The sequence below is a fragment of the Nocardioides ginsengisegetis genome (genome assembly GCF_014138045.1).
GTDB lineage: Bacteria > Actinomycetota > Actinomycetes > Propionibacteriales > Nocardioidaceae > Nocardioides > Nocardioides ginsengisegetis.
In genome coordinates this window covers 3,212,872-3,234,161 of the sequence record NZ_JACGXA010000001.1, presented here as the reverse complement: position 1 = coordinate 3,234,161, position 21,290 = coordinate 3,212,872, and the positions used below count along the sequence as shown (strand labels likewise).

Here is a 21,290-nt window from a genome sequence, read left to right as displayed (position 1 = left end):
GGTGAGAGTGCCCCCAAGTGCCCTCTCAGCTGAAGGGGGCCAGGAGGGTGCGCAGCAGGGCGGCCAGCTTGGTGCGGTCCTTGGTGGGGAGCCCGGCCAGGAACGTCTTCTCGGCCTCGAGCAGCGCCTCGAACGCCCCGTCGACGGCGGTCTTGCCCTCGGCGGTGAGCCGGACGATCACGCCGCGGCGGTCCTCCGGGTCTGGGTAGCGCTCGACGAACCCGCGGGCGGCGAGCCGGTCGACGCGGTTGGTCATGGTCCCGCTGGTCACGAGGGTCTCGCGCAGGAGGCGCCCCGGCGAGAGCTCGTACGGCACTCCCGCGCGGCGCAGTGCCGCCAGCACGTCGAACTCCCACGACTCGATGCCGTGCTGGGTGAACGCGGCCCGACGGGCCAGGTCGAGGTGGCGGGCCAGCCGGGAGATGCGGCTGAAGACCGCCACGGGCGCCAGGTCCAGGTCGGACCGCTCACGCGTCCATGCCTCGACCAGCTCGTCGACCTCGTCCCTCATGCCCGCATCGTAGCGGGTAGGTCGAGAATCTTGACATCGAGACACTTGGGGATCCACGATGGGAAGTGTCTTGACGTCAAGAGAAATGAGGCCGCGATGACGCACACCTGGGACCCGGACCGCTACCTCACCTACGCCGACGAGCGCGGCCGACCGTTCGTCGACCTGGTCGTCAGGATCGGCGCAGAGGCTCCGGCCACGGTCGTCGACCTGGGCTGCGGCCCGGGCAACCTCACCTCGCTCCTCGCCGACAGGTGGCCCGGCGCGGCCGTCAGCGGCCTCGACTCCAGCCCCGAGATGATCGCCGCGGCGCGGCAGGCCGACGACCGGGTCGACTTCTCCGTCGGCGACCTGAGGGAATGGGCCCCGGGCACCCCCGTCGACGTGCTCGTCTCCAACGCCACCCTCCAGTGGCTGCCCGACCACCTCGACCTGCTGCCCCGGCTGGTCGCGCGGGTGCGTCCCGGCGGCTGGTTCGCCGTCCAGGTGCCCGGCAACTTCGACGAGCCGAGCCACACCATCCGGCGTGACCTGGCCGCGGAGCCGCCCTACGCCGCCCACACCGCCGGCGTCGCCGTCCCCGACAGCCGTGACCCCGTGGTCTACCTCGAGGCGCTGACCGCGCTCGGCTGCGAGGTCGACGCGTGGGAGACGACGTACCTCCACGTCCTGACCGGCGAGGACCCGGTCTTCACCTGGGTCTCCGGCACTGGCGCCCGGCCGACCCTGCAGGCGCTGCCCGACGACCTGCGCCCCGGCTTCGAGGCGGAGTTCAAGAGGCGGTTGCGGGAGGCCTACCCGCCCCGCGAGCACGGCGTCGTGCTGCCGTTCCGCCGCATCTTCGTCGTCGCGCGGGTCTCGACAAGCTCGACCACCGAGCGATGAGGCTCCACCACGTCCAGGTCGCCTGCCCGCCCGGCGGCGAGGACGACGCGCGCCGCTTCTACGGCGAGGGCCTCGGCATGACCGAGGTCGACAAGCCGACTGAGCTCGCGCGGCGCGGTGGCGCGTGGTTCCGCGCCTTCGACGGCGAGGCTGTCACCGCCGAGGTCCACGTCGGCGTCGAGGACCCGTTCGCCCCCGCCCGCAAGGCGCACCCGGCATTCGTCCTCGACCGTGGGCAGTACGACGCGGTGCTGGCGCGGCTGGCCGCCCTCGGGTTCGCGCCCGACCTGAGCCAGCGCGACTCCTTCCCCGGCCACGAGCGCTTCCACGTCTTCGACGGCCACGGCAACCGGGTCGAGGTGCTCACGCCACGCGGGCGATGATCGGTGAGTGGTGTCACAGCGCGCAGAGGTTACCGGCCGGTAGCATGCGGCCCATGAGCCAGGTCCTCACGTTGTGGAACAAGACCACCGCACTGCCCCAGGGCAAGCGCATCTTCTCGCTGCTGTTCTCGCAGAAGGCGCCGTACTTCGCCACCATCCACCCCCGCTTCCAGGAGATCCGGCCCAACTACGCCGAGCTGGTCATCCCCAAGCGCCGGGCCGTGCACAACCACATCAAGACCGTGCACGCGATCGCGCTGTGCAACGGCCTCGAGGCCGCGATGGGTGCGCTGGCCGAGGTGACGATCCCGGCCGACAAGCGCTGGATCCCCAAGGGCATGGACATCAGCTACACCGCCAAGGCGACCAGCGACATCACCTGCATCGCCGAGACCGACCCCGAGCAGTGGACCTCGGACAACCCCGACCTGCCGGTGCGGGTGAAGGGCGTCCGCGACGACGGCGAGGTCGTGATCGAGGGCGTCATCAAGCTCTGGGTCACCCCCAAGGCCCCTAAGAAGTAGCCGCCACGAACACCGGGTTGGTCAGCGCCACCATCGGCGCGCCCGGGAAGTCGTCGACCGGGCTGACCACGACGTCGTCGGGGCGGCGCACCTCCGCCCGGACGAACGGTGTCGCCCCCGGCACCTGAACCGTCACGACGGCGCGGCCCGCGGAGTCGGCGACCCCGCCGGCCAGCACGCCCTCGGGCCCGCGGACCTGCGCCAGCGCGCCGGGCGCACCCTTGACCACCAGACGTACGTCGACCACGTCCGTCGCCGTCGCCCCCACCGCGTCGCCGCACTCCGCGACCCGGTCGCCGAGGCTGGCGGTGAACGTCAGGTGCACCTTCGAGGACTCCGCGATCCAGGCGTGCCCGCCGCGCAGCGCGGTGATGATCGCGCCGCTCGACAGCGACGAGGCCCGCACGACGGTCTGCGACAGCCCGACGGTCTGCTCGGGCGTGTGCGAGTCGGAGTTGCCGACGACCGGCAGGTAGCGACCGGACACGAGCAGGTCGTGCCAGTGCTCGACGCAGGTCTGGTCGTCGCCGGTCCACGGGCCGTTCCAGACCTCGATCGCGTCCAGGTCGGCGAAGTCGAGCCCGAAGTCCCACTTGATGCTCGGCACGGGGTTGAAGGGGTGCGCGACGATCGCGAGGCCGCCCAGCTCGCGCACGCGCGCGGCGTACGTCGGGAACTCGCCGTCCGCGGCCCGGTAGCGCCAATCGATCCACGACCCGGCCGGCAGCCCGACGGCCAGCCAGTGCCCGTTGCGGGTGGTGACCTCCTCGCCGGTCATGACGAGGAAGTCGTCGGGGACGTACTTCCCCCACGCCAGGTGCGCGGAGATCGTGTTGTGCTCGCTGGAGTTGATGAAGTCCAGGCCTGCCTTGCGGGCGGCGGTGATCATCTCGGGCAGCGTGCGCTTGCCGTCGGAGTGGATCGTGTGGAGGTGCAGGTCGCCGCGGTACCAGCCGGGTCCGGTGCCCTTCACCCGCCGCGGCGGCGGGTGCGGCACGAACGCCGGGCCCTGCGGCCCGAAGTGCAGCGTCACGCGGACCTCGTACGGCGTCCCCGGCGGGATGATCGTGTAGGGGCCGAGCAGGATGTTCCAGACCCCGACCGAGATCGGACCGGGCACGTAGCCGGGGGTCGCGCCGGACCGGCTGATCCAGAACTTCCGCCGCGCGCCGCCCGACCATCCGCGGAAGCCCGCGCCGTCGCCCAGGTCGTGCCCGGACGGGTCGAAGATGCCGATGTCGACCACGTTGTAGCTGAAGCCCACACCGGTGTCGGTGGGGGAGAACGTGTAGGAGACCTCGATCGCGTTGACCCCAGCCGGCACCGAGAACGGCAGGTAGTGCCAGTCCGGGGTGTTGGCGTCGGTGAACTCGCCGCGGAAGACCTTGGTCTTCGTCGTGCCCGCGCTCGCCGGCTCGAAGTCCAGCAGGGCCGCGGTGGTGACGACGCCCGCGCCGGTGGTGAGCAGGGCGCGGCGGTCGAGGTGGGGGCCGTGGCCCGGGGAGGAACAGTGGTGGTCGCACATGGTGGGGCCAATATGCCCTCCCGGGGTGCGGACCGTGCGCGATTCCCGCCACCCTCGTGCACCGCCGTACCCTTGACCGGTTATGACTGCGACGCCCGACACCGCCCCCCGCACCTACGAGGTCAAGACCTACGGGTGCCAGATGAACGTCCACGACTCCGAGCGCCTGACCGGGCTGCTGGAGGACGCGGGGTACGTCGCGGCGGCGGCCGACCAGCAGGCCGACGTGGTCGTGTTCAACACCTGCGCGGTCCGCGAGAACGCCGACAACAAGCTCTACGGCAACCTGTCGCACCTCGCGCCGGTCAAGGCCGCCAACCCGGGCATGCAGATCGCCGTCGGCGGCTGCCTGGCGCAGAAGGACCGCTCGACGATCACGCAGAAGGCGCCGTACGTCGACGTCGTGTTCGGCACCCACAACATCGGCTCGCTGCCGGTGCTCCTCGAGCGGGCGCGCGTGCAGGAGGAGGCGCAGGTCGAGATCCTCGAGTCGCTGGAGGTCTTCCCGTCGACGCTGCCGACCAAGCGCGACTCGGCCTACGCGGCCTGGGTGTCGATCTCGGTGGGCTGCAACAACACCTGCACGTTCTGCATCGTGCCGAGCCTGCGCGGCAAGGAGAAGGACCGCCGCCCCGGCGAGATCCTGGCCGAGATCGAGGCACTGGTCGCCGAGGGCGTCTCGGAGATCACCCTGCTGGGCCAGAACGTCAACGCCTACGGCGTGGAGTTCGGCGACCGGCAGGCCTTCTCCAAGCTGCTGCGCGCGTGCGGCGAGATCGAGGGTCTCGAGCGGGTCCGCTTCACCTCCCCGCACCCGGCGGAGTTCACCGATGACGTCATCGAGGCGATGGCCGAGACCCCCAACGTGATGCCGCAGCTGCACATGCCGCTGCAGTCCGGCTCGGACAAGGTCCTCAAGGACATGCGCCGGTCCTACCGGCAGAGCAAGTTCCTCGGCATCATCGAGCGCGTCCGGGCCGCGATGCCCGAGGCCGCGATCACCACCGACATCATCGTCGGCTTCCCCGGCGAGACCGAGGACGACTTCCTCGCGACGCTGGACGTCGTGCGGGCGGCCCGGTTCGCGGGGGCGTTCACGTTCCAGTACTCCAAGCGGCCCGGCACCCCGGCCGCCACGCTCCCGGACCAGATCACGCCGGACGTGGTGAAGGACCGCTACGAGCGGCTCGTCGAGGTCGTCAACGAGATCGCGTGGGACGAGGGGAAGAAGCTCGTCGGCCGCCAGGTCGAGCTGATGGTCTCCGAGGGCGAGGGCCGCAAGGACGCCGCCACCCACCGGCTGTCGGGCCGCGGCCCGGACAACCGGCTCGTGCACTTCGAGGCGGACTTCTCCGCCGTCGAGGTCTCGGCAGGCTCGACCGCCGTGGGCGTTCGTCCCGGCGACATGGTCACCGTGACGATCACCTACGCCGCGCCGCACCACCTCGTCGCCGACGGGCCGGTCCAGGCGGTCCGCCGGACCCGCTCCGGCGACGCCTGGGAGCGGCGGGTCTCGGCAAGCTCGACCACCGGCGGTTCGACGACCGGCGTCACGCTCGGCATGCCGGCGATCGGCGTACCCGCTCCGCTGCCGGACGCCCCCGCCTGTCGCTGACCAGCACCGTCACGACCGCGGGTCGACCGAGGGGTAGCCCGCCTTCGGCGCCAGCCCCTCGGGGTTGTCCTCGGGGTTTCCGGGGCTCTGCTCGGGCGGCCCCTCGGGCTCCTCGACGCGGGGGTCCTTGGCCCGGGTGTCACGGAGGCCCGACGTGTCGTACTGACCGGGGCCGGTGTGGCCGAGGCGCTCGCTGCTGACGCCCATGCCTTCGGGGCGCTCGGTCTCGTCCACCTGCTTCGGGTCGCTCATGGACGTCCCGTACCCGATCTCAGGCCGGCGACTCGTCCTCGGGCGGGACGTCCTCGCCGTCCTCGGTCGCCCGGGTCGAGGTGTCCTCGCTGTCCTTCATCTGGTCCTTGACGTCCTCGGTGGCCACGTCGTCGACGGCGGGGTTCTTCTCCGTCGGCAGGTTGGGGATCTCCGGCTTGAGGTCGTGGTGGTCGCCGCCGTCGATGGCGTCGACACCGCCCGGGTTGGGCTCGCCGGGCTCGATCTGGGGCTCGGGCTTGGGGCCGAGGTCGGTCATCTGCTGCTCCTCCTTGGACTCACTCAGAATCCGTACGTCGAGTAGGGCGTCGTCGTCCCGTCCCGCAGCGCACTCAGCACCTGCAGCTCGTGGGGGACGACGGGGTCGGGCAGGGCGTCCAGGGGACACCAGCGGAGCTCGGCGCACTTGTCCGGCTCCACGATCCGTGGCTCACCGGTCCAGGTGCGCGCGGTGAAGAAGAAGTCGATCCGCTCGTCGATGGCGTCGGCGTGCCGGGTGCGCTGCATGGCGGTCACGAACGCCAGGTCGAGGTCCTTGACCGCGATCTCCTCGCTCGCCTCGCGGTGCGCGGCGTCGTACGCCGTCTCGCCGGCCTCCACGTGACCGGCCGCGGCCGCGGCCCAGTGGTCGTCCATGTAGCCGGTGTTCTGGCGCAGCTGCAGCAGCACCTCCGGGCCGGCGACGCCGTCGCGGAGCAGGAAGACGTAGGAGGCGGGGACGACGGTGAAGCGGTCGTGCGTGCTCAGGACTCGTCCTCCGGCTCGTCGTCGTGCGGGGTGGTCTCCGCCTCGCCGGTGACGTCGTAGGCGGTGCCGGTCTCGTCGGAGTGCACGTCCGCGTCGGGCTCGTACTCCTCGGCCTGCGGCTCGTCGGCGGCCGCGAGCTCCTCGGCGAGCTCGTCCTCGGCTGGTCCGTCGGTCATCGCATCTCCTGACTACTGGGAGGGCTGGTCCAGAGAGGTCTCGGCGTTCTCCTCCTGGAGGTCCCGTCGCTCTTCGGTCTGCTGCTTGCGGTCCACGGGCGGGGGCAGCTCGTCGTCGGGCGCCGAACCGCTCGAGGAGGGCGCCGACGGCGTGCCGACCGTCGTCCGGCCGGGGGTCTCGGTTCCGCCGGGCGCGTCGGTGCGCTGGGGGCCGCCGGGCGGGGTCGGGGCGTCGAGGTCCTCGTGGTTCTGCTTCTGGCTCATGTCGTCCTCACAGGTCGTCGTTCTTGCCGTCGAGCTTGTCGAGCGCGTCCTTGGCCTTGACCGCGCCGGTGGCGATCTTGTCGGCGTGCTTGCCGCCGGTCTTGTCGTCCAGGAGCTCGGCCGCCTTGTCGATCCCGTCGGCGACCTTGTCGCCGTGCTTGTCGACGGCGTCGGTCAGCTTGTCCTTCGCGTCGTCCAGGAATCCCATGGTCGCTCCCTTCGTCGGTGGCCCCCGAGGACGGGGGACCGCTGTTTGACACACTAACGACATGCCGCCCGAGCCCCCCAGCGTGCCCGTGGTCGCCGTGGTGGGGGCCACGGCCTCCGGCAAGACCGGCCTCTCGCTGGACCTCGCGGAGGCGCTCGGCGGGGAGGTCGTCAACACCGACGCGATGCAGGTCTACCGTGGGATGGACATCGGCACCGCCAAGCTCCCCGTCGCCGAGCGGCGCGGCATCCCGCACCACCTCCTCGACACCCTGACCGTTCGCGACACCGCCACCGTGGCGGAGTTCCAGGGATGGGCGCGGTCCGCAATCCAGCAATTGCGCGGCAACGGCACGGTCCCCGTCCTCGTCGGCGGCTCCGCGCTCTACACCCGCGCCATCCTCGACCGCTTCGAGTTCCCCGGCACCGACGGGGCGGTCCGCGCCGAGCTCGAGGCCGAGCTGGAGGAGGTCGGCAGCGGCGCCCTCCACCGGCGCCTCCGCGAGCTCGACCCCGAGGCCGCCGACCGGATCATCCCCGGCAACGGCCGCCGCGTGGTGCGCGCGCTCGAAGTCATCCGGCTCACCGGGCGCCCCTACTCGGCCTCCCTCCCCACCCTCGAGTACGCCGACCCCTGCACCCTCCAGCTCGGCGTCGACATCGACCGCCCCACGCTCGACGCGCGGATCGAGCAGCGGGTGGCGCAGATGTTCGAGGACGGGTTCGTGGCCGAGGTCGAGCGGCTGCTCGACGAGGGCCTCGCGGAGGGCCGGACGGCCAGTCGCGCGATCGGCTACCGCGAGGTGATGGCCCACCTCGCGGGCGAGCTGACCCTCGACCGGGCCCGCGAGCAGACGGTCGTGGCCACCCGCCGGTTCGCCCGTCGGCAGGACTCGTGGTTCCGCAAGGACCCGCGCATCGTCTGGGTCGACCACGCCTCACCCGACCGGGTGAGGGACGCGCTCGCCGCCGTACCGGGGCGCCAAACAAAGTAAAGAGATCCCTCGACATCGGGGCCCCGGACGTGCAGGGTGAAGACCGTCCGCAGCACCGTTCTCGGGAGGAACGCATGCGCCGTACGACCGCAGCTGTCGCTGCCCTGGCCCTGGCCACCTCGGTCGGTGGAGCCGTCCTCACGGCGCCCCGGTCCTCGGCCGAGACCACCCCCACCGCGGGAGCCCCGGGCCTGACGCCGACGCCCAAGACCGCCACCCAGCGCGGGTACGGCGGTGCCGTCACGTCCGTCGACGCGGACGCCTCGCGGATCGGGCTGGCGGTGCTCGAGGCGGGTGGCAACGCCACCGACGCCGCGGTCGCGACCGCGGCGGCCCTCGGCGTCACCGAGCCCTACAGCGCCGGGATCGGCGGTGGCGGCTACTTCGTCCACTACGACGCCCGCACCGGCCGCGTCGAGACGATCGACGGCCGCGAGACGGCGCCGGCCGGCATCACCCACGACGCGTTCATCGACCCCGCGACCGGCCAGCCCTACCGCTTCACGCCCGAGCTGGTCACCAGCGGCGTCGCGGTCGGCGTGCCCGGCACGCTCGCGACCTGGCAGCGCGCGCTGGACCGCTGGGGCACCGACTCGCTCAGGACCGCCCTGGCTCCCGCGTCCGACCTGGCACGCAACGGCTTCGTCGTCGACCAGACCTTCCACGACCAGACCGTCGACAACCAGAAGCGGTTCGACGCCTTCACCTCCACGCGCAAGCTCTTCCTGCCCGGTGGCGCCGCCCCCGCGGTCGGCACCCGCTTCCGCAACCCCGACCTCGCTGACACCTACGACCTGATCGGCGCCCGCGGCACCCGGGCCTTCTACTCCGGGCCGCTGGCCGCGAGGATCGCCGACACCGTCCAGCACCCGCCGAAGACCGCCGACACGACGCTGCCGGTGCCGCCCGGATCGATGACCACCGCCGACCTCGGCGGCTACCGCGCCAGGGACCAGGCGCCCACGAAGGTCGGCTACCGCGGCTACGACGTCTACGGCATGGCCCCGTCCTCGAGCGGCGGCTCCACCGTGGGCGAGGCGCTGAACATCCTCGAGGGCTACGACCTGGGCGCCATGGGCGACGGCGACGCCCTGCACCACTACCTCGAGGCGAGCGCCCTGGCCTTCGCCGACCGCGGCCGCTACGTCGGCGATCCGGCCTCGGTCGACGTCCCGCTCTCCGACCTCCTCAGCGACACCTATGCCGCCGAGCGGGCCTGCGCGATCGACCCCGACCACGCGATGGCCAAGCCGACGGCACCCGGCGACGTGACGTCGTACGACGGGGAGTGCGGCGGCTCGCCCGCGACCGCCCAGCGCGACACCGACACCGAGAACATCTCGACCACCAACCTGACCGTCGCCGACCGGTGGGGCAACGTCGTGGACTACACGCTCACGATCGAGCAGACCGGCGGCTCGGGCATCGTGGTGCCGGGTCGCGGCTTCCTGCTCAACAACGAGCTCACCGACTTCTCCACCGTCTGGTCCGCCGACGACCCCAACCGGATCGAGCCCGGCAAGCGACCGCGCTCGTCGATGTCGCCCACGATCGTGCTCAAGGACGGCAAGCCGTTCCTCGCGCTCGGGTCGCCCGGCGGCTCGACGATCATCACGACGGTCCTGCAGATGCTGTTCAACCGGATCGACCGTGGGATGTCGCTGCCCGAGGCGATCGCGGCGCCGCGGGCCGCCCAGCGCAACACGGCCAAGGTCACCGCGGAGCCGGCGTTCATCGACGCCTACGGCCCGCTCCTGGAGGCCTACGGCCACCAGCTCCAGCCCGCCGGTGACGCGTTCACCAGCGCGGCCGAGATCGGCGCCGCCACCGCCATCGAGTTCGGACCGGACGGTGTGGTGACCGTCGTGGCCGAGCCCCAGCGGCGTGGTGGTGGCGACGCGGAGGTCGTCCGCCCTGCGGACTGACCCCCAAATGTCCCCGGGGCCACGTGTCAGGTTGCCCCCCCGGTGGCCTCGGGGACCTTCACCACACGGCGTACCGTCTTCCCGTGACCACCGAACCGCTGACCGAGATCACCACCGAGGCCGAGCTCACGGCCCTCCTCGGTGAGCCGACCGCGGCGGTGCGCGGCAAGGTGCGGTCCGCCCTGGTCGACCGCGACCGGGACTGGCTGGCGGCCTCGCCGTTCTGCGTCGTCGCGACCGCCTCGGCCTCCGGCGAGTGCGACGCCTCGCCCAAGGGCGACCCCGCCGGTCAGCTCGTGCACGTGATCGACGCGCGGACCATCGCGCTGGCCGAGCGGCCCGGCAACCGGCGGGCCGACGGCTACCGCAACGTCCTGGCGAACCCACACGTCGGGCTGAACTTCCTCATCCCGGGCCGCGGCGACACCCTGCGGATCAACGGACGTGCGCGGCTGGTCTCCGACGCGCCGTTCTTCGACGAGATGGTCGTCCAGGGCCACCGGCCGGTCCTGGCGCTCCTGGTCGAGATCGACGAGGTGTTCCACCACTGCCAGAAGGCCTTCCTGCGCTCGGGCCTGTGGGACCCGGAGACCTGGGACCCGAATGGCACCGTGCCGCGGCGCGCGGTCCTGGCCCACGAGCTGGACCGCCCCGACACGAGCCTGGAGGAGCTGGACGCCTACTACGGTCCGTCCTACGCCGAGGGGATCTACCGATGACCTACCCCTTCCTCAAGGGCCACGGCACCGAGAACGACTTCGTGCTGCTGCCCGACCACGACGGCTCCGTCCACGGCGACCTCGACCCCGCCCGCGTCCGCGCGCTGTGCGACCGCCGCGCGGGGATCGGCGGCGACGGGGTGCTGCGGGTGATCCGCACCGCGGCCATGGGCGACGCCGGCCGCGGCCAGGACGCGGAGTGGTTCATGGACTACCGCAACTCCGACGGGTCGGTCTCGGAGATGTGCGGCAACGGCATCCGGGTCTTCGCCCGCCATCTCGTCGACGAGGGCCTGGTCGACGGCTCCGCCCCGATCCCGGTCGCGACCCGCGACGGCATCAAGGTGCTGCGGGTCGAGGGCGACCTGGTCACCGCCGACATGGGCCGCCCGAAGGTGCTCGGCGAGACGGCCGTGTCGGTGGGGGAGGCCCGCTGGCCGGCGCGCCACGTCGACATGGGCAACCCGCACGCCGTCGCGTTCGTCGACTCGCTCGACGCGCACGGGCCGGTCGGCCCGCTGCTCGACGAGCCGTCGTACGACGCCTCGACCTACCCCGAGGGCGTCAACGTCGAGTTCGTGGTGCGGGCCGGGGAGCGGCACGTCGCGATGCGCGTGCACGAGCGCGGGTCGGGCGAGACCCGGTCGTGCGGCACCGGCGCCTGCGCGGTGATGGTGGCCTCGGCGCTCGCCGACGGGGTGAGCGGCCCGCCGGCCGAGGACCTGACCTACCGGGTCGACGTGCCCGGCGGGACGCTGCGGATCACGTGGACCGCCGATGACCGGGTGCTGCTCACCGGCCCGGCCGTGGTCGTCGCGTCCGGGACCACAGCACTCTGATCAGCGCGGCCAGGACCAGGGCCAGCAGCGGCCAGCTGGTGGGGATCTGGAACGGCGGCTGGAGCGAGAGCACGAGCGAGTAGGTGTCGGGGTTGATCTCGTCGGGGTCGAGCGGCGCGGTCGCACCGTCGATCTCGCCGGCGGCCAGGGCCAGCTGGAGGGCGATGCCGAAACCCGTGAGGACGTAGAGCCAGGGCTGGCCCCGGAAGTGCCTGACGGCGATGAGGCCGGTCAGCAGGATCGCGGCGGTGACGAGCTCGGTGGTCAGCGCCCCCTGGTAGTCGGCCTTCGACACCGACCCGGGCTCGAAGTAGAACTGCGTGTAGCCCCACCAGCAGATCACCCCGGTCAGGGTGGTCAGGACGATGCTGATCCCCAGGCCGACCTGGGTGAGGACGTGGGTGCCGTCGCGGGTGCTGTCGTGGAGGGCGGTCTCGTCGCTGGCCATGCATCGCAGGGTGCCCGAGCCGCTGCCCGGACCGCCATGGGTCGCCCTACTCAGCCGTTCCCTATGCTCCCGGGCATGGACATCAAGGGTTCTTCCGCCATCGTCACGGGCGCCGCGTCGGGCATCGGTGCCGCCGCCGCCCGCCAGCTCGCCGCCCTGGGCGCCGTCGTCGTGGTCGCCGACGTGCAGACCGAGAAGGGCGAGGCCCTCGCCCAGGAGATCGGGGGCGTGTTCGCCCAGGTCGACGTCACCAGCACCGAGCAGGTCGAGGCCGCGGTCAACGCCGCCGCCGAGATCGCGCCGCTGCGGGCCGTCGTCAACTCCGCCGGGGTCGGCTGGGCCGCGCGCACGATCGGCCGCGACGGCCAGTTCGGGTCGGCGCACGATCTGGACCTCTACAAGAAGGTCATCGAGATCAACCTGATCGGCACCTTCGACATGGTCCGCATCGCCGCGACCGCCATGAGCCGCAACGAGCCCGACGCCGACGGCTGCCGCGGCGCGATCGTCAACCTCGCGAGCGTCGCGGCCTTCGACGGCCAGATCGGCCAGGCGGCGTACTCCTCCTCCAAGGGCGGCATCGTCGGCATGACCCTCCCGGTCGCCCGCGACCTGTCGGCCTCCGGCATCCGCCTCAACACGGTGGCGCCCGGCCTGATCGACACCCCGATCTACGGCGAGGGCCCGGACGCCGAGGCGTTCAAGGCCAAGCTGGGCGAGAGCGTGCTCTTCCCCAAGCGCCTCGGGCAGCCGGCCGAGCTGGCCAGCATGGTCATCGAGTGCCTGACCAACCCCTACATGAACGGCGAGGTCGTCCGCGTCGACGGCGGCATCCGGATGCCCCCGAAGTGATCCCTCGGGTCGTGCTGCCCAGGGTGCGCCCGAGCGCTCGCTGGGCAGCACGACCCGGTCAGGGGGTCCAGGTGGTGAGGTCGAAGACGAGGTCGGCCCGGTCGCGCGCGGCCTGCACGAGCGCGGCGTTGGCCTGGTCGACCCGCTGGACCCACGCCCGGGCCTCGTCCGGGGACTTGCCGAACGCGACGTGCCGGGCGACGAGCCGCTCGAGCCGCACCGCCTCGTCGACCTCGACGTGCCACACGACGTCGATCTCCGCCCGGACCGCCCGCCACCGCGGCTCGTCGAGCAGCAGGTAGTTGCCCTCGGTCACCACGGTCCCGGTCGCAGGGACCGGGATCGCCCCGGCGATCGGCTGCTCGAGGTCGCGCTCGAACATCGGCGCCACGACGGCCGGCTCGGCGGCGCGGACGCGCCGCAGCAACGCGGCGTACCCCTCCGCGTCGAAGGTCTCGGGGGCGCCCTTGCGGTCCAGCAGCCCGCGTCGGACCAGCTCGACGTCGGCGTAGTGGAAGCCGTCCATCGGCACCACCGGGAGGCCCGACGAGACAGCCAGCGCCGCGGCCAGCGTGGTCTTGCCGGCCCCCGGCGCGCCGGTGATCCCGAGCAGTCGGGTGCCCCGGGGGACGGGCGGCAGGGCCATGGCTGAACGTTAAGGGTTCGCGCGGCGTGTCGCGGCGACCTACGCTGGTCCCTACATGACGAACGCATCTGACTTCAACCTCGACGCCGAGCTCGACGAGACCGACGACTGGGACTCCGACGAGTTCGAGTCCGGATACGCAGACGAGCCGGATCCCGAGGAGGACGAACCCACCGTCGGCGCGATGGAGCTGGCCGAGCGCCACGCCCTGCGCCGTGTCGCCAGCCTCCGCACCGAGCTCGAGGACATCACCGAGGTCGAGTACCGCCAGCTCCGCCTGGAGCGCGTGGTCCTCGTCGGCGTGTGGACCGAGGGGTCCGTCGAGGACGCCGAGAACTCCATGGCCGAGCTCGCGCTGCTCGCCGAGACGGCCGGCTCGGAGGTACTCGAGGCGATCTACCAGCGCCGCCAGACCCCCGACCCCGCGACGTACGTCGGCCGCGGCAAGGTCGACGGGATCCGCGAGATCGTGCAGGCCACCGGCGCCGACACCGTCGTCTGCGACGGCGAGCTCGCGCCCAGCCAGCTGAGGAACCTCGAGGACCGGCTCAAGGTCAAGGTCGTCGACCGGACCGCGCTGATCCTCGACATCTTCGCCCAGCACGCGAAGTCGCGGGAGGGTCAGGCCCAGGTCGAGCTCGCCCAGCTCAACTACATGAAGCAGCGCCTGCGCGGCTGGGGTGGCAACCTCTCCCGGCAGGCCGGTGGTCGGGTCGCCGGCGGTGCCGGCATCGGTGGCCGTGGTCCCGGTGAGACCAAGATCGAGACCGACCGGCGCCGGATCAACACCAAGATCGCCAAGCTCCGCCGCGAGCTGACCGCGATGCGCGGCACCCGCGACACCAAGCGCGCCGAGCGCCGCCGCAACCACATCCCCGCCGTCGCGATCGCGGGCTACACCAACGCCGGCAAGTCCTCGCTGCTCAACCGGCTCACCAACGCCGGGGTGCTGGTCGAGGACTCCCTGTTCGCGACCCTGGACCCCACCACGCGGCGTACGACGACCTCCGACGGCCGGGTCTACACCATGAGCGACACGGTCGGCTTCGTCCGGCACCTGCCGCACCAGCTCATCGAGGCGTTCCGCTCGACGCTGGAGGAGGTCGCCGACGCCGACCTGATCCTGCACGTCGTCGACGGCTCCCACCCCGACCCCGAGGGCCAGCTGGCCGCGGTGCGCGAGGTGCTCGCCGAGATCGACGCGACCAAGGTCCCCGAGCTGGTCATCATCAACAAGGCCGACGCGGCCGACCCGATGGTGCTGGCGCGGCTGCGGCAGCGCGAGCCGCACTCGCTGGTGGTCTCGGCCAAGACCGGCGAGGGCATCCGTGAGGCGCTCGAGGCCATCGAGGCCGACCTGCCGCGGCCGGGTGTGGAGTTCCACGCGCTGCTGCCCTACGAGCGTGGCGACCTGATCAACCGGCTGCACCAGCACGGCGAGATCGAGTCGCTCGAGCACACCGGCGAGGGCACGATCGTCCGCGGCCGGGCCAACGACGACCTCGCCGGTGAGCTCGCGGCGTACACCGTCTCGGGCGCCTGATCACGAAACCGCTACGGGCTGGGTAAATCTGCGTCATTACCCCGACGGACCACCGTCTTGTCGCTGAACATCGGTGCGTGGGTCTTGGGGGAATGATGGGTGCACTCGTCGCGACGCGGCGCGGGCTGGTTGTCGGTGGGCTGTTCGTGGTGCTCGTGGTGGCGACCCTGTCGTTCCACCTCTCGGGGTTGGCGCGGGGCGCCGACGCCTCCCGCTGCGAGCGGTACGCCGCCGGCTCGGTCGCCCGGGCGCAGGCCGTCACGGGCGCCGGTGAGCGGGTCGTCGTGATCGGCGACTCCTACTCCGCGGGCCTCGGCCTCTCCTCGATCGTGGGGTCGTGGCCGTCGCGGCTGTCCGGCCAGGTGCACGTCGCCGGCTTCTCCGGCTCAGGCTTCTCCGAGCACGCCAGCCCCTGCGGCCGGGTCTCCTTCGCCGACCGGGCCCCGGCCGCGCTCCGCGGCGGCGCCGACCTGGTCGTCGTCGAGGGCGGCCTCAACGACTTCGACCAGCCCGCCTCCTCGATCACGGCCGGCTTCACCCGGCTGATGGCGGAGCTGGACGGACATCGGGTCGTCGTGGTCGGGCCGGTGGCGGCCCCGTCGCGCGCGGCCGCCGTACCCCGTGTCGACGCGCTGCTCGCCGAGCTCTGCGCCGACTACGACGTGCCCTACGTCCGCACCTCGGGCCTCCGGCTGCCCTACCTCGACGACCGGCTGCACCTCACGCCGACCGGTCACCGGACGTTCGGCGACTTCGTCGCGACGCAGCTGGCCGACTGAGCCCGGGGCCTGTGAACGCCGACCACAGGGATGTCCCCGGTCGCGGCTAGGGTTCTCGGGTGCCCGAAGCGACCACCAGCCCCGTCCGCGACCTCCTCGCGACGGCGGTGTCTGCCCTCGGGGGGCAGGAGCGCGCGGGCCAGGTCGAGATGGCCGAGGCCGTCGCCGACTCGATGACCGACGGCCGCCACCTGCTGGTGCAGGCCGGCACCGGCACCGGCAAGTCGCTCGGCTACCTCGTGCCGAGCCTGCTCCACGACAAGCGCGTCGTGGTCGCCACCGCGACGCTCGCCCTCCAGCACCAGCTCGTCGAGCGCGACATCCCGCGGCTGGTCGAGGCGATCGGCGGGGTCGACGGCGTCGACACCAGCTACGCCGTGCTCAAGGGCCGCTCCAACTACGCCTGCCTGCACCGCATCCGCGAGGGCGTGCCCGACGACCAGGGCACCCTCGTCGACGTACCCGAGGGGTCGATGGCCAAGAAGGTCCTCGAGCTGCGGACGTGGGCGGAGAAGCAGGCCGCGGACAAGGGCACCGGCGAGCGGGATGCCGCGCCCCGCCACACCGACCGCGAGTGGCGGCAGGTCAGCGTCGGCCACCGCGACTGCCTCGGCGCCACCAAGTGCCCCTTCGGCCAGGAGTGCTTCGTCGAGCGCGCCCGCGAGCAGGCCCAGCGCTCGCAGCTGATCATCACCAACCACTCCCTGCTCGCGATCGACGCGATCGAAGGGGTGCCGATGATCCCCGACTACGACACCGTCGTCATCGACGAGGCCCACGAGCTGGTCCAACGGGTGACCCAGGCGGCCACCGACGAGCTGGCCAGCAACGACGTCGACCGCGCCTCCCGCCGCAGCCAGCGCTGGGTCGACGGCGGCCAGGCCGACGACCTCGCCGACGCGGGCGACGCGCTCGCCGACGCCATCTCCGCGGCCAGCCCGGGCCGCTTCGAGGTCGTCCCCGAGCAGCTCAAGGACGCCCTCGTGCTGGTCCGCGACGCGGCGCGGGCCTGCCTCTCGGCGTTCCCCAAGGAGACCTCCGAGAGCGAGGTCGACGCCGGCCGCACCCAGGCCAAGGGCCTGGTCCAGGAGGTCTTCGTCAACGCCGAGCGGATGGCCGCGGGCTCCGACGCCGACGTGCTCTGGCTCTCCGAGGGAGGCGACCGGGTCCCGCCGCGGCTGTGCGTGGCGCCGCTCCAGGTCTGGGGCCAGATGCGCGACAAGCTGCTCAGCGACAAGACCGTGGTCTTCACCAGCGCCACCCTGATGCTCGGCGGCGACTTCTCCTCGGTCGCCACCAGCGTGGGCCTCAAGCCCTCCGAGCGGGTCGTGGAGTCCGGGGCGGTCTCCTCGGGCGGCGACGCACTGCCGTGGCGCGGGCTCGACGTGGGCTCACCCTTCGACTACGGCCAGCAGGCGATCCTGTACGTCGCCCGTCACCTGCCGCCGCCGGGCCGCGACGGGCTCGTCAAGGCCCAGCTCGACGAGATCGTCGACCTCGTCGACGCCGCCGACGGCCGCACGCTCGGCCTGTTCTCGAGCCGTCGCGCTGCCGAGGCCGCGGCCGAGGCGGTCCGCGAGCGGCTGCCCCACCTGACCACGCTGGCCCAGGGCGACGCCCAGCTCCCCGAGCTCGCCAAGCAGTTCGTTGCCGACCCGCACACCTGCCTCTTCGGCACGCTCAGCCTCTGGCAGGGCCTCGACGTCCCCGGTGACACCTGCCAGCTGGTGCTGATCGACCGGATCCCCTTCCCTCGGCCCGACGACCCGCTGATGAGCGCCCGGCAGCGCGCGGCCGACAAGGCCGGCGGCAACGGCTTCATGCAGGTCGCCGCCACCCACGCCGCCCTGCTGATGGCGCAGGGCGCCGGTCGCCTGATCCGCACCACCACCGACCGCGGGGTCGTGGCCGTCCTCGATCCGCGCCTGGCCACCGCCCGCTACGGCGGCTTCCTCAAGGCCAGCCTGCCGCCGATGTGGACCACCACCGACCCGGCCGTGGTCCGCAAGGCGCTCACCCGCCTCGCCGGAAACTAGTCCACCGGGGCGGAGTCGACCCGGTCGAGCATGTCGGTGAGGTGCTCCCGCAGCTTCTCCCGGTGCTCCGTGGCCGCCTGCTGGAGGTCCGCGATGACCTCCTCGTGGCGCTCACGGGACGCGGTCGTCTCCTTCTGCACCCGGGATGCCTCGGCGCGGGCGTCGCGCAGCGTCTGCGCGGCTTCCTTGCGGGCCGAAGCCACCAGGGCCTCGGCTTCCTCGCGCGCAGCTCGCACGAGCTCGGCAGCCTCGTCCCGGGCGCCCGCCACGATCGTGGCGGCCTCGCTCCTGGCCTCGGATCGCCACTGGTCGGTCTCGCGGGCGGTCATCTCCAGCAGTCGGGCCGCCGCCGGTGAGCTGTCCGGGTCGCCGCCAGGGGCTGGGTGGGGGTCGCTGTAGGCGTGTGCTTTGAGGCTCATGGTCTTCTCTCGGTGGGGGATGAACCCCACCCGCCCGCGCGGCGCGATGGGGTCACCTCCGAGAGTGCCCCTTCTGGCAGGGACTAAAAGCCCACCGGGGTCGTGGCCTCCGTCACGCGGCCGGCGCGGGACCAGCGCTCCCAGACGTCCCACCCGCCACAGTGCTGGAGGGTTCCTGGACCTTCTGGAGGGTTGCAACCCCCGAAAACGTCCGGGATCGCCGGTGAACCGGCGATCCCGGACGCCCTCAGCTCACCGGCTTCGACACCTCGCTGACGCGGCCGGTGCCGGTGTTGGTCTTCCACGACACCGACCACGTGATCGGGGCGTTGCGGTCCTTGCGGTCCCCGATGACGTACCAGTCCATCTGGGCGCGCTGGGCGGTCACGTCGAGCACGGAGAAGCCGTGGTCGTCCCAGTTGAGATACTTCACGTGCCGGTTGTTGGCCTTGATCGTCTCGGCCACGCCGTCGCTGGTCGTGTGTGCCGGCGTGCCGGTGATGTCCTTGAGGTTGTTGGCCGTGACCGACGTGCACACGAACTCCACGCCGGCCGAGTCGCCGACGGGGTAGGTCGAGGCGTCGTACGGCAGCTCCGCGGCCCACCCGGAGTGGATGTCGCCGGTGATGAAGAGCGCGTCCTTCACCTGGTGGGTGCGGATGTGGTCGAAGACCTCCCGGCGGTCGGTGGTGTAGCCGTCCCACTGGTCGGTGTTGTACGGCGCCCCGTCGGACGCGGCCGGCTCGCCGGTGACCTGGTGCACCGCGTCGACCATCGGGTCGGGGAGGGCGCCGAAGTTGACCGGCGCGATCATCACCGGGTTGCCGATGATCTTCCACTGCGGGCGGTCGCCGGCCAGCGAGTCCTTGAGCCACTGCATCTGCCGGTTGCCGGTGATGGTCCGGTCCGGGTCGTTGACGGCCGGGTCCGGGTTGGGCACCGGGGTGGGGGTGGTCTCGACCTGCTGGTCGCGGTGGGTGCGCAGGTCGAGCAGGCTCAGCTCGGCCAGCGTGCCGAAGCGCAGCCGCCGGTAGAGCCGGTCACCGTCCCGCAGCGCGGCGGTGCCGTCGAGCCGCGCAGGCATCCACTCGTCGTACGCCCGGTGCGCCCGCGCCCGGCGGGCCTTGTAGTCGCCCTCGCCTGCGTCGTGGTTGACCGCGCCGTTCTTCCACTGGTTGTCGGCGACCTCGTGGTCGTCCCACGTCACGATCCAGGCGAACTTCGCGTGCGCGTCCTGCAGGTCGCGGTCGCGCTTGTACTGCGCGTGCCGCTGCCGGTAGTCGGCCAGCGAGAGCATCTCGTGCGCCGGCTCGTGCTTGCGGATGTCCTCGTCGGACTGGCCGTAGCCGTACTCACCGGGGCCGTACTCGTAGAGGTAGTCGCCCAGGTGCACCACCGCGTCCAGGTCGTCGCGCGCCGCGAGCCCGCGGTAGGCGCTGAACCAGCCGGCCTGCAGGTTGGCGCACGAGACGACGCCGAAGCGCAGGTGGTCCGGCGTCGCGTCGTGGGCGGGAGCCGTGCGGGTGCGGCCGACCCGGCTCGTGGCGTCGCCGAGGTGGAAGCGGTAGTGGTACGCCGTGGCGGGCCGCAGGCCGCGCACGTCGACCTTGACGGTGTGGTCGCGGCTCGGGCCGGTCTCGAAGCGGCCTCGGCGTACGACGTCGCGGAACCCCGCGTCTCGCGCCACCTCCCAGCGGACCGTGACCTTCGGGCCCGCGCCGGAGCCGGGGGTGCTCGCCGCGGTCGGCGTCACTCGGGTCCACAGCACGACCCCCTCGGGCAGCGGGTCGCCCGAGGCGACACCGTGGGCGAACACCGCGCCGTCGCCCGCGGCCCCTGACGCGGCTACTGCCGGGGCGGCCGTCGCGAGCGGCGAGGAGACCGCGGCCACGCCGACGGCGCCGACGGTGCCGGTGGCCAGGACCGTACGTCGACCGACGGGGCGGGAGGTCAGGGGCTGGGCAGGGGGGATGTCACGGGGAGAGCTCACGAGAGGCCCAACGAGCCAGCGCCGGGCGTGTTCCGGATCGGCGGTGTGAGCACCGTCCGTTCACCCGCAGGTCACCCCGGGGTGGCGCGGGTCAGTCGAGGCGGCTGCGGGCGGCCGGCGTGGGCAGGCTGCGCGTGAGCGGGGCCGGGGCCGGTGTCGGCAGCGGGGCCGCGGCGGCCGGCATCGGCCGGGCGGCGGGCGCGGAGACGAGGACGGGGATGCGTGGCGCCCACTCGGCGGCGGCCCAGCCGGCGGCGATGACGAGGTAGCCCATCAGCACGTCGATGACCCAGTGGTTGCCGGTGCCGATGATGACGACGCCGGTGCCGACGGCGTAGGTCCAGCCGAGCGCGCGGACCCACCGGTGGCGGGCGTGGCGCTGCAGCGAGATGGCGACCCACAGGGCCCAGCCGGCGTGCAGCGACGGGAAGGCGGCCAGCTCGTTGGTCAGCCCGCCGAGCCCGCGCGGCGCGGAGGCGTCGGAGGCCCACCAGCCGTCGGAGGCGTGCAGGGAGAGGACGTCGACGTAGCCCGTGATGAAGCGCGGCGGTGCCGTCGGCATCAGCAGGTAGGCCGCGAGCCCGAGGAGGGTGCCGATCACCAGCGCCCGTCGGGCCGGGGCGTAGACGCGGGTGCCGAGCCGGTAGAGCCAGAGCAGCACCGCGGCCGTGACGACGTAGTGGAGGGAGGCGTACCAGTAGGAGCCGAGCAGCCCGATCACCCGGTGGTTGGTGAACAGCTCGTTGAGCGGCACCTCCCAGTGGATGCCGAGCACGGTCTCGAAGCGGAGCAGCTCGTGGGCCCGGTGCATGGCCGGCCCCATCGCGGTGTCGGCGACGAGCCGGGACAGGCTGTAGCCCACCCAGAGGGCCAGGATGAGGACGATCTCGAGCACGCCCCGCACGATCTGCGGGTGGCGTCGGCGCAGGGCAGTCAGAGACATACCCCCACCCTCAGTCGTTCCCACATGTACCAAAATACGGAATACCCCC

25 protein-coding genes are annotated in these 21,290 nt (G+C 72.4%); 12 read left to right on the top strand and 13 right to left on the bottom strand.

Annotated elements, in window-relative coordinates:
- Positions 1–25 precede the first annotated feature (25 nt).
- Positions 26–511: a MarR family winged helix-turn-helix transcriptional regulator gene (locus FB382_RS15615; protein WP_182540633.1), complete on the bottom strand. Its 486-nt coding sequence runs from the start codon at positions 509–511 to the stop codon at positions 26–28.
- Between the two features lie 96 nt (positions 512–607).
- Between FB382_RS15615 and FB382_RS15610 the strand changes: the two genes are divergently transcribed.
- From FB382_RS15610 to FB382_RS15600, 3 genes are read left to right on the top strand one after another with little or no spacing between them, the layout of a single operon-like run.
- Complete coding sequence (locus tag FB382_RS15610; protein WP_182540631.1) at positions 608–1,396, top strand: trans-aconitate 2-methyltransferase; 789 nt, start codon at positions 608–610, stop codon at positions 1,394–1,396.
- Positions 1,393–1,779 carry a VOC family protein gene (locus FB382_RS15605; RefSeq protein ID WP_182540629.1) on the top strand — a complete coding sequence of 129 codons (387 nt, stop codon included), beginning with the start codon at positions 1,393–1,395 and terminating at the stop codon, positions 1,777–1,779. Before FB382_RS15610 ends, FB382_RS15605 begins: the two co-directional genes overlap by 4 nt.
- Before the next feature lie 53 nt (positions 1,780–1,832).
- Complete coding sequence (locus FB382_RS15600) at positions 1,833–2,303, top strand: hotdog fold domain-containing protein (RefSeq protein WP_182540627.1); 471 nt, start codon at positions 1,833–1,835, stop codon at positions 2,301–2,303.
- On the opposite strand, the gene FB382_RS15595 is transcribed toward FB382_RS15600, so the two are convergent.
- Entirely contained in the window at positions 2,293–3,828 is a 1,536-nt protein-coding gene (locus FB382_RS15595; protein ID WP_182540625.1) for a CehA/McbA family metallohydrolase, read from the bottom strand. The genes FB382_RS15600 and FB382_RS15595 overlap by 11 nt on opposite strands.
- Positions 3,829–3,910: 82 nt before the next feature.
- Here FB382_RS15595 and miaB point away from each other — a divergent pair, with 82 nt between their 5' ends.
- A complete protein-coding gene (gene miaB / locus FB382_RS15590; protein ID WP_182540623.1) occupies positions 3,911–5,443 on the top strand; it encodes a tRNA (N6-isopentenyl adenosine(37)-C2)-methylthiotransferase MiaB in 1,533 nt (510 codons plus the stop codon).
- Positions 5,444–5,452: 9 nt separating this feature from the next.
- Here the strand turns inward: miaB and FB382_RS15585 are convergent, their stop codons facing one another.
- Genes FB382_RS15585 through FB382_RS15560 form a run of 6 tightly spaced genes read right to left on the bottom strand, consistent with a single transcriptional unit; the run spans position 5,453 to position 7,108 of the window.
- Entirely contained in the window at positions 5,453–5,695 is a 243-nt protein-coding gene (locus FB382_RS15585) for a hypothetical protein (RefSeq protein WP_182540621.1), read from the bottom strand.
- Between the two features lie 19 nt (positions 5,696–5,714).
- On the bottom strand, positions 5,715–5,972 hold the full coding sequence (locus FB382_RS15580) for a hypothetical protein (RefSeq protein WP_182540619.1): 258 nt from the start codon (positions 5,970–5,972) through the stop codon (positions 5,715–5,717).
- A 23-nt stretch (positions 5,973–5,995) separates the two neighbouring features.
- Positions 5,996–6,412: an NUDIX hydrolase gene (locus FB382_RS15575; RefSeq protein ID WP_343055681.1), complete on the bottom strand. Its 417-nt coding sequence runs from the start codon at positions 6,410–6,412 to the stop codon at positions 5,996–5,998.
- Between the two features lie 44 nt (positions 6,413–6,456).
- The gene (locus FB382_RS15570; protein ID WP_125038378.1) at positions 6,457–6,636 is read right to left on the bottom strand and encodes a hypothetical protein; all 180 of its coding nucleotides are present in this window, start codon (positions 6,634–6,636) and stop codon (positions 6,457–6,459) included.
- A gap of 12 nt (positions 6,637–6,648) precedes the next feature.
- Positions 6,649–6,900, bottom strand: a complete 252-nt coding sequence (locus FB382_RS15565) for a hypothetical protein (RefSeq protein ID WP_182540617.1) — start codon at positions 6,898–6,900, stop codon at positions 6,649–6,651.
- A gap of 7 nt (positions 6,901–6,907) precedes the next feature.
- A complete protein-coding gene (locus tag FB382_RS15560; RefSeq protein ID WP_182540615.1) occupies positions 6,908–7,108 on the bottom strand; it encodes an antitoxin in 201 nt (66 codons plus the stop codon).
- A gap of 61 nt (positions 7,109–7,169) precedes the next feature.
- Between FB382_RS15560 and miaA the strand changes: the two genes are divergently transcribed.
- The 4 genes from miaA (at position 7,170) to dapF (ending at position 11,585) form a co-directional block, all read left to right on the top strand.
- A complete protein-coding gene (gene miaA, locus FB382_RS15555) occupies positions 7,170–8,102 on the top strand; it encodes a tRNA (adenosine(37)-N6)-dimethylallyltransferase MiaA (RefSeq protein ID WP_182540613.1) in 933 nt (310 codons plus the stop codon).
- 74 nt (positions 8,103–8,176) lie between these two features.
- Positions 8,177–10,027 carry a gamma-glutamyltransferase gene (ggt, locus tag FB382_RS15550; RefSeq protein WP_182540611.1) on the top strand — a complete coding sequence of 617 codons (1,851 nt, stop codon included), beginning with the start codon at positions 8,177–8,179 and terminating at the stop codon, positions 10,025–10,027.
- Between the two features lie 83 nt (positions 10,028–10,110).
- Positions 10,111–10,746: an MSMEG_1061 family FMN-dependent PPOX-type flavoprotein gene (locus tag FB382_RS15545; protein ID WP_343055627.1), complete on the top strand. Its 636-nt coding sequence runs from the start codon at positions 10,111–10,113 to the stop codon at positions 10,744–10,746.
- On the top strand, positions 10,743–11,585 hold the full coding sequence (gene dapF, locus FB382_RS15540; RefSeq protein ID WP_182540609.1) for a diaminopimelate epimerase: 843 nt from the start codon (positions 10,743–10,745) through the stop codon (positions 11,583–11,585). Before FB382_RS15545 ends, dapF begins: the two co-directional genes overlap by 4 nt.
- Here the strand turns inward: dapF and FB382_RS15535 are convergent.
- Positions 11,539–12,033, bottom strand: coding sequence for a hypothetical protein (locus FB382_RS15535; RefSeq protein ID WP_182540607.1), 495 nt, complete (start codon positions 12,031–12,033; stop codon positions 11,539–11,541). The two genes, dapF and FB382_RS15535, sit on opposite strands and share 47 nt — an antisense overlap.
- A gap of 75 nt (positions 12,034–12,108) precedes the next feature.
- Between FB382_RS15535 and FB382_RS15530 the strand changes: the two genes are divergently transcribed.
- Positions 12,109–12,885: an SDR family NAD(P)-dependent oxidoreductase gene (locus FB382_RS15530; protein WP_182540605.1), complete on the top strand. Its 777-nt coding sequence runs from the start codon at positions 12,109–12,111 to the stop codon at positions 12,883–12,885.
- Positions 12,886–12,943: 58 nt separating this feature from the next.
- Here FB382_RS15530 and FB382_RS15525 read toward each other — a convergent pair whose 3' ends face one another.
- Complete coding sequence (locus FB382_RS15525) at positions 12,944–13,531, bottom strand: nucleoside/nucleotide kinase family protein (RefSeq protein WP_182540602.1); 588 nt, start codon at positions 13,529–13,531, stop codon at positions 12,944–12,946.
- Positions 13,532–13,586: 55 nt separating this feature from the next.
- Between FB382_RS15525 and hflX the strand changes: the two genes are divergently transcribed.
- The 3 genes from hflX (at position 13,587) to FB382_RS15510 (ending at position 17,889) form a co-directional block, all read left to right on the top strand.
- Positions 13,587–15,074: a GTPase HflX gene (hflX, locus tag FB382_RS15520; protein ID WP_182540600.1), complete on the top strand. Its 1,488-nt coding sequence runs from the start codon at positions 13,587–13,589 to the stop codon at positions 15,072–15,074.
- 95 nt (positions 15,075–15,169) lie between these two features.
- Positions 15,170–15,853 carry an SGNH/GDSL hydrolase family protein gene (locus FB382_RS15515; protein WP_182540598.1) on the top strand — a complete coding sequence of 228 codons (684 nt, stop codon included), beginning with the start codon at positions 15,170–15,172 and terminating at the stop codon, positions 15,851–15,853.
- Between the two features lie 59 nt (positions 15,854–15,912).
- Positions 15,913–17,889, top strand: a complete 1,977-nt coding sequence (locus tag FB382_RS15510) for a helicase C-terminal domain-containing protein (protein WP_182540596.1) — start codon at positions 15,913–15,915, stop codon at positions 17,887–17,889.
- Here FB382_RS15510 and FB382_RS15505 read toward each other — a convergent pair.
- The 3 genes from FB382_RS15505 to FB382_RS15495 form a co-directional block, all read right to left on the bottom strand.
- Positions 17,886–18,308, bottom strand: coding sequence for a hypothetical protein (locus FB382_RS15505; RefSeq protein WP_182540594.1), 423 nt, complete (start codon positions 18,306–18,308; stop codon positions 17,886–17,888). The genes FB382_RS15510 and FB382_RS15505 overlap by 4 nt on opposite strands.
- A 247-nt stretch (positions 18,309–18,555) precedes the next feature.
- Positions 18,556–20,298, bottom strand: coding sequence for an alkaline phosphatase D family protein (locus FB382_RS15500; protein ID WP_343055626.1), 1,743 nt, complete (start codon positions 20,296–20,298; stop codon positions 18,556–18,558).
- A 91-nt stretch (positions 20,299–20,389) separates the two neighbouring features.
- Positions 20,390–21,241, bottom strand: a complete 852-nt coding sequence (locus FB382_RS15495) for a phosphatase PAP2 family protein (protein WP_182540592.1) — start codon at positions 21,239–21,241, stop codon at positions 20,390–20,392.
- Positions 21,242–21,290 lie beyond the last annotated feature (49 nt).

Coding starts and splice junctions, on each gene's coding strand:
- FB382_RS15560 (WP_182540615.1), bottom strand. CDS start 7,108: ATGGGATTCCTGGACGACGCGAAGGACAAGCTGACCGACGCCGTCGAC.
- FB382_RS15530 (WP_182540605.1), top strand. CDS start 12,109: ATGGACATCAAGGGTTCTTCCGCCATCGTCACGGGCGCCGCGTCGGGC.
- miaA (WP_182540613.1), top strand. CDS start 7,170: ATGCCGCCCGAGCCCCCCAGCGTGCCCGTGGTCGCCGTGGTGGGGGCC.
- FB382_RS15525 (WP_182540602.1), bottom strand. CDS start 13,531: ATGGCCCTGCCGCCCGTCCCCCGGGGCACCCGACTGCTCGGGATCACC.
- FB382_RS15600 (WP_182540627.1), top strand. CDS start 1,833: ATGAGCCAGGTCCTCACGTTGTGGAACAAGACCACCGCACTGCCCCAG.
- FB382_RS15615 (WP_182540633.1), bottom strand. CDS start 511: ATGAGGGACGAGGTCGACGAGCTGGTCGAGGCATGGACGCGTGAGCGG.
- ggt (WP_182540611.1), top strand. CDS start 8,177: ATGCGCCGTACGACCGCAGCTGTCGCTGCCCTGGCCCTGGCCACCTCG.
- FB382_RS15535 (WP_182540607.1), bottom strand. CDS start 12,033: ATGGCCAGCGACGAGACCGCCCTCCACGACAGCACCCGCGACGGCACC.
- miaB (WP_182540623.1), top strand. CDS start 3,911: ATGACTGCGACGCCCGACACCGCCCCCCGCACCTACGAGGTCAAGACC.
- FB382_RS15565 (WP_182540617.1), bottom strand. CDS start 6,900: ATGAGCCAGAAGCAGAACCACGAGGACCTCGACGCCCCGACCCCGCCC.
- FB382_RS15610 (WP_182540631.1), top strand. CDS start 608: ATGACGCACACCTGGGACCCGGACCGCTACCTCACCTACGCCGACGAG.
- hflX (WP_182540600.1), top strand. CDS start 13,587: ATGACGAACGCATCTGACTTCAACCTCGACGCCGAGCTCGACGAGACC.
- FB382_RS15515 (WP_182540598.1), top strand. CDS start 15,170: ATGGGTGCACTCGTCGCGACGCGGCGCGGGCTGGTTGTCGGTGGGCTG.
- FB382_RS15585 (WP_182540621.1), bottom strand. CDS start 5,695: ATGAGCGACCCGAAGCAGGTGGACGAGACCGAGCGCCCCGAAGGCATG.
- FB382_RS15605 (WP_182540629.1), top strand. CDS start 1,393: ATGAGGCTCCACCACGTCCAGGTCGCCTGCCCGCCCGGCGGCGAGGAC.
- FB382_RS15570 (WP_125038378.1), bottom strand. CDS start 6,636: ATGACCGACGGACCAGCCGAGGACGAGCTCGCCGAGGAGCTCGCGGCC.
- FB382_RS15595 (WP_182540625.1), bottom strand. CDS start 3,828: ATGTGCGACCACCACTGTTCCTCCCCGGGCCACGGCCCCCACCTCGAC.
- dapF (WP_182540609.1), top strand. CDS start 10,743: ATGACCTACCCCTTCCTCAAGGGCCACGGCACCGAGAACGACTTCGTG.
- FB382_RS15580 (WP_182540619.1), bottom strand. CDS start 5,972: ATGACCGACCTCGGCCCCAAGCCCGAGCCCCAGATCGAGCCCGGCGAG.
- FB382_RS15495 (WP_182540592.1), bottom strand. CDS start 21,241: ATGTCTCTGACTGCCCTGCGCCGACGCCACCCGCAGATCGTGCGGGGC.
- FB382_RS15505 (WP_182540594.1), bottom strand. CDS start 18,308: ATGAGCCTCAAAGCACACGCCTACAGCGACCCCCACCCAGCCCCTGGC.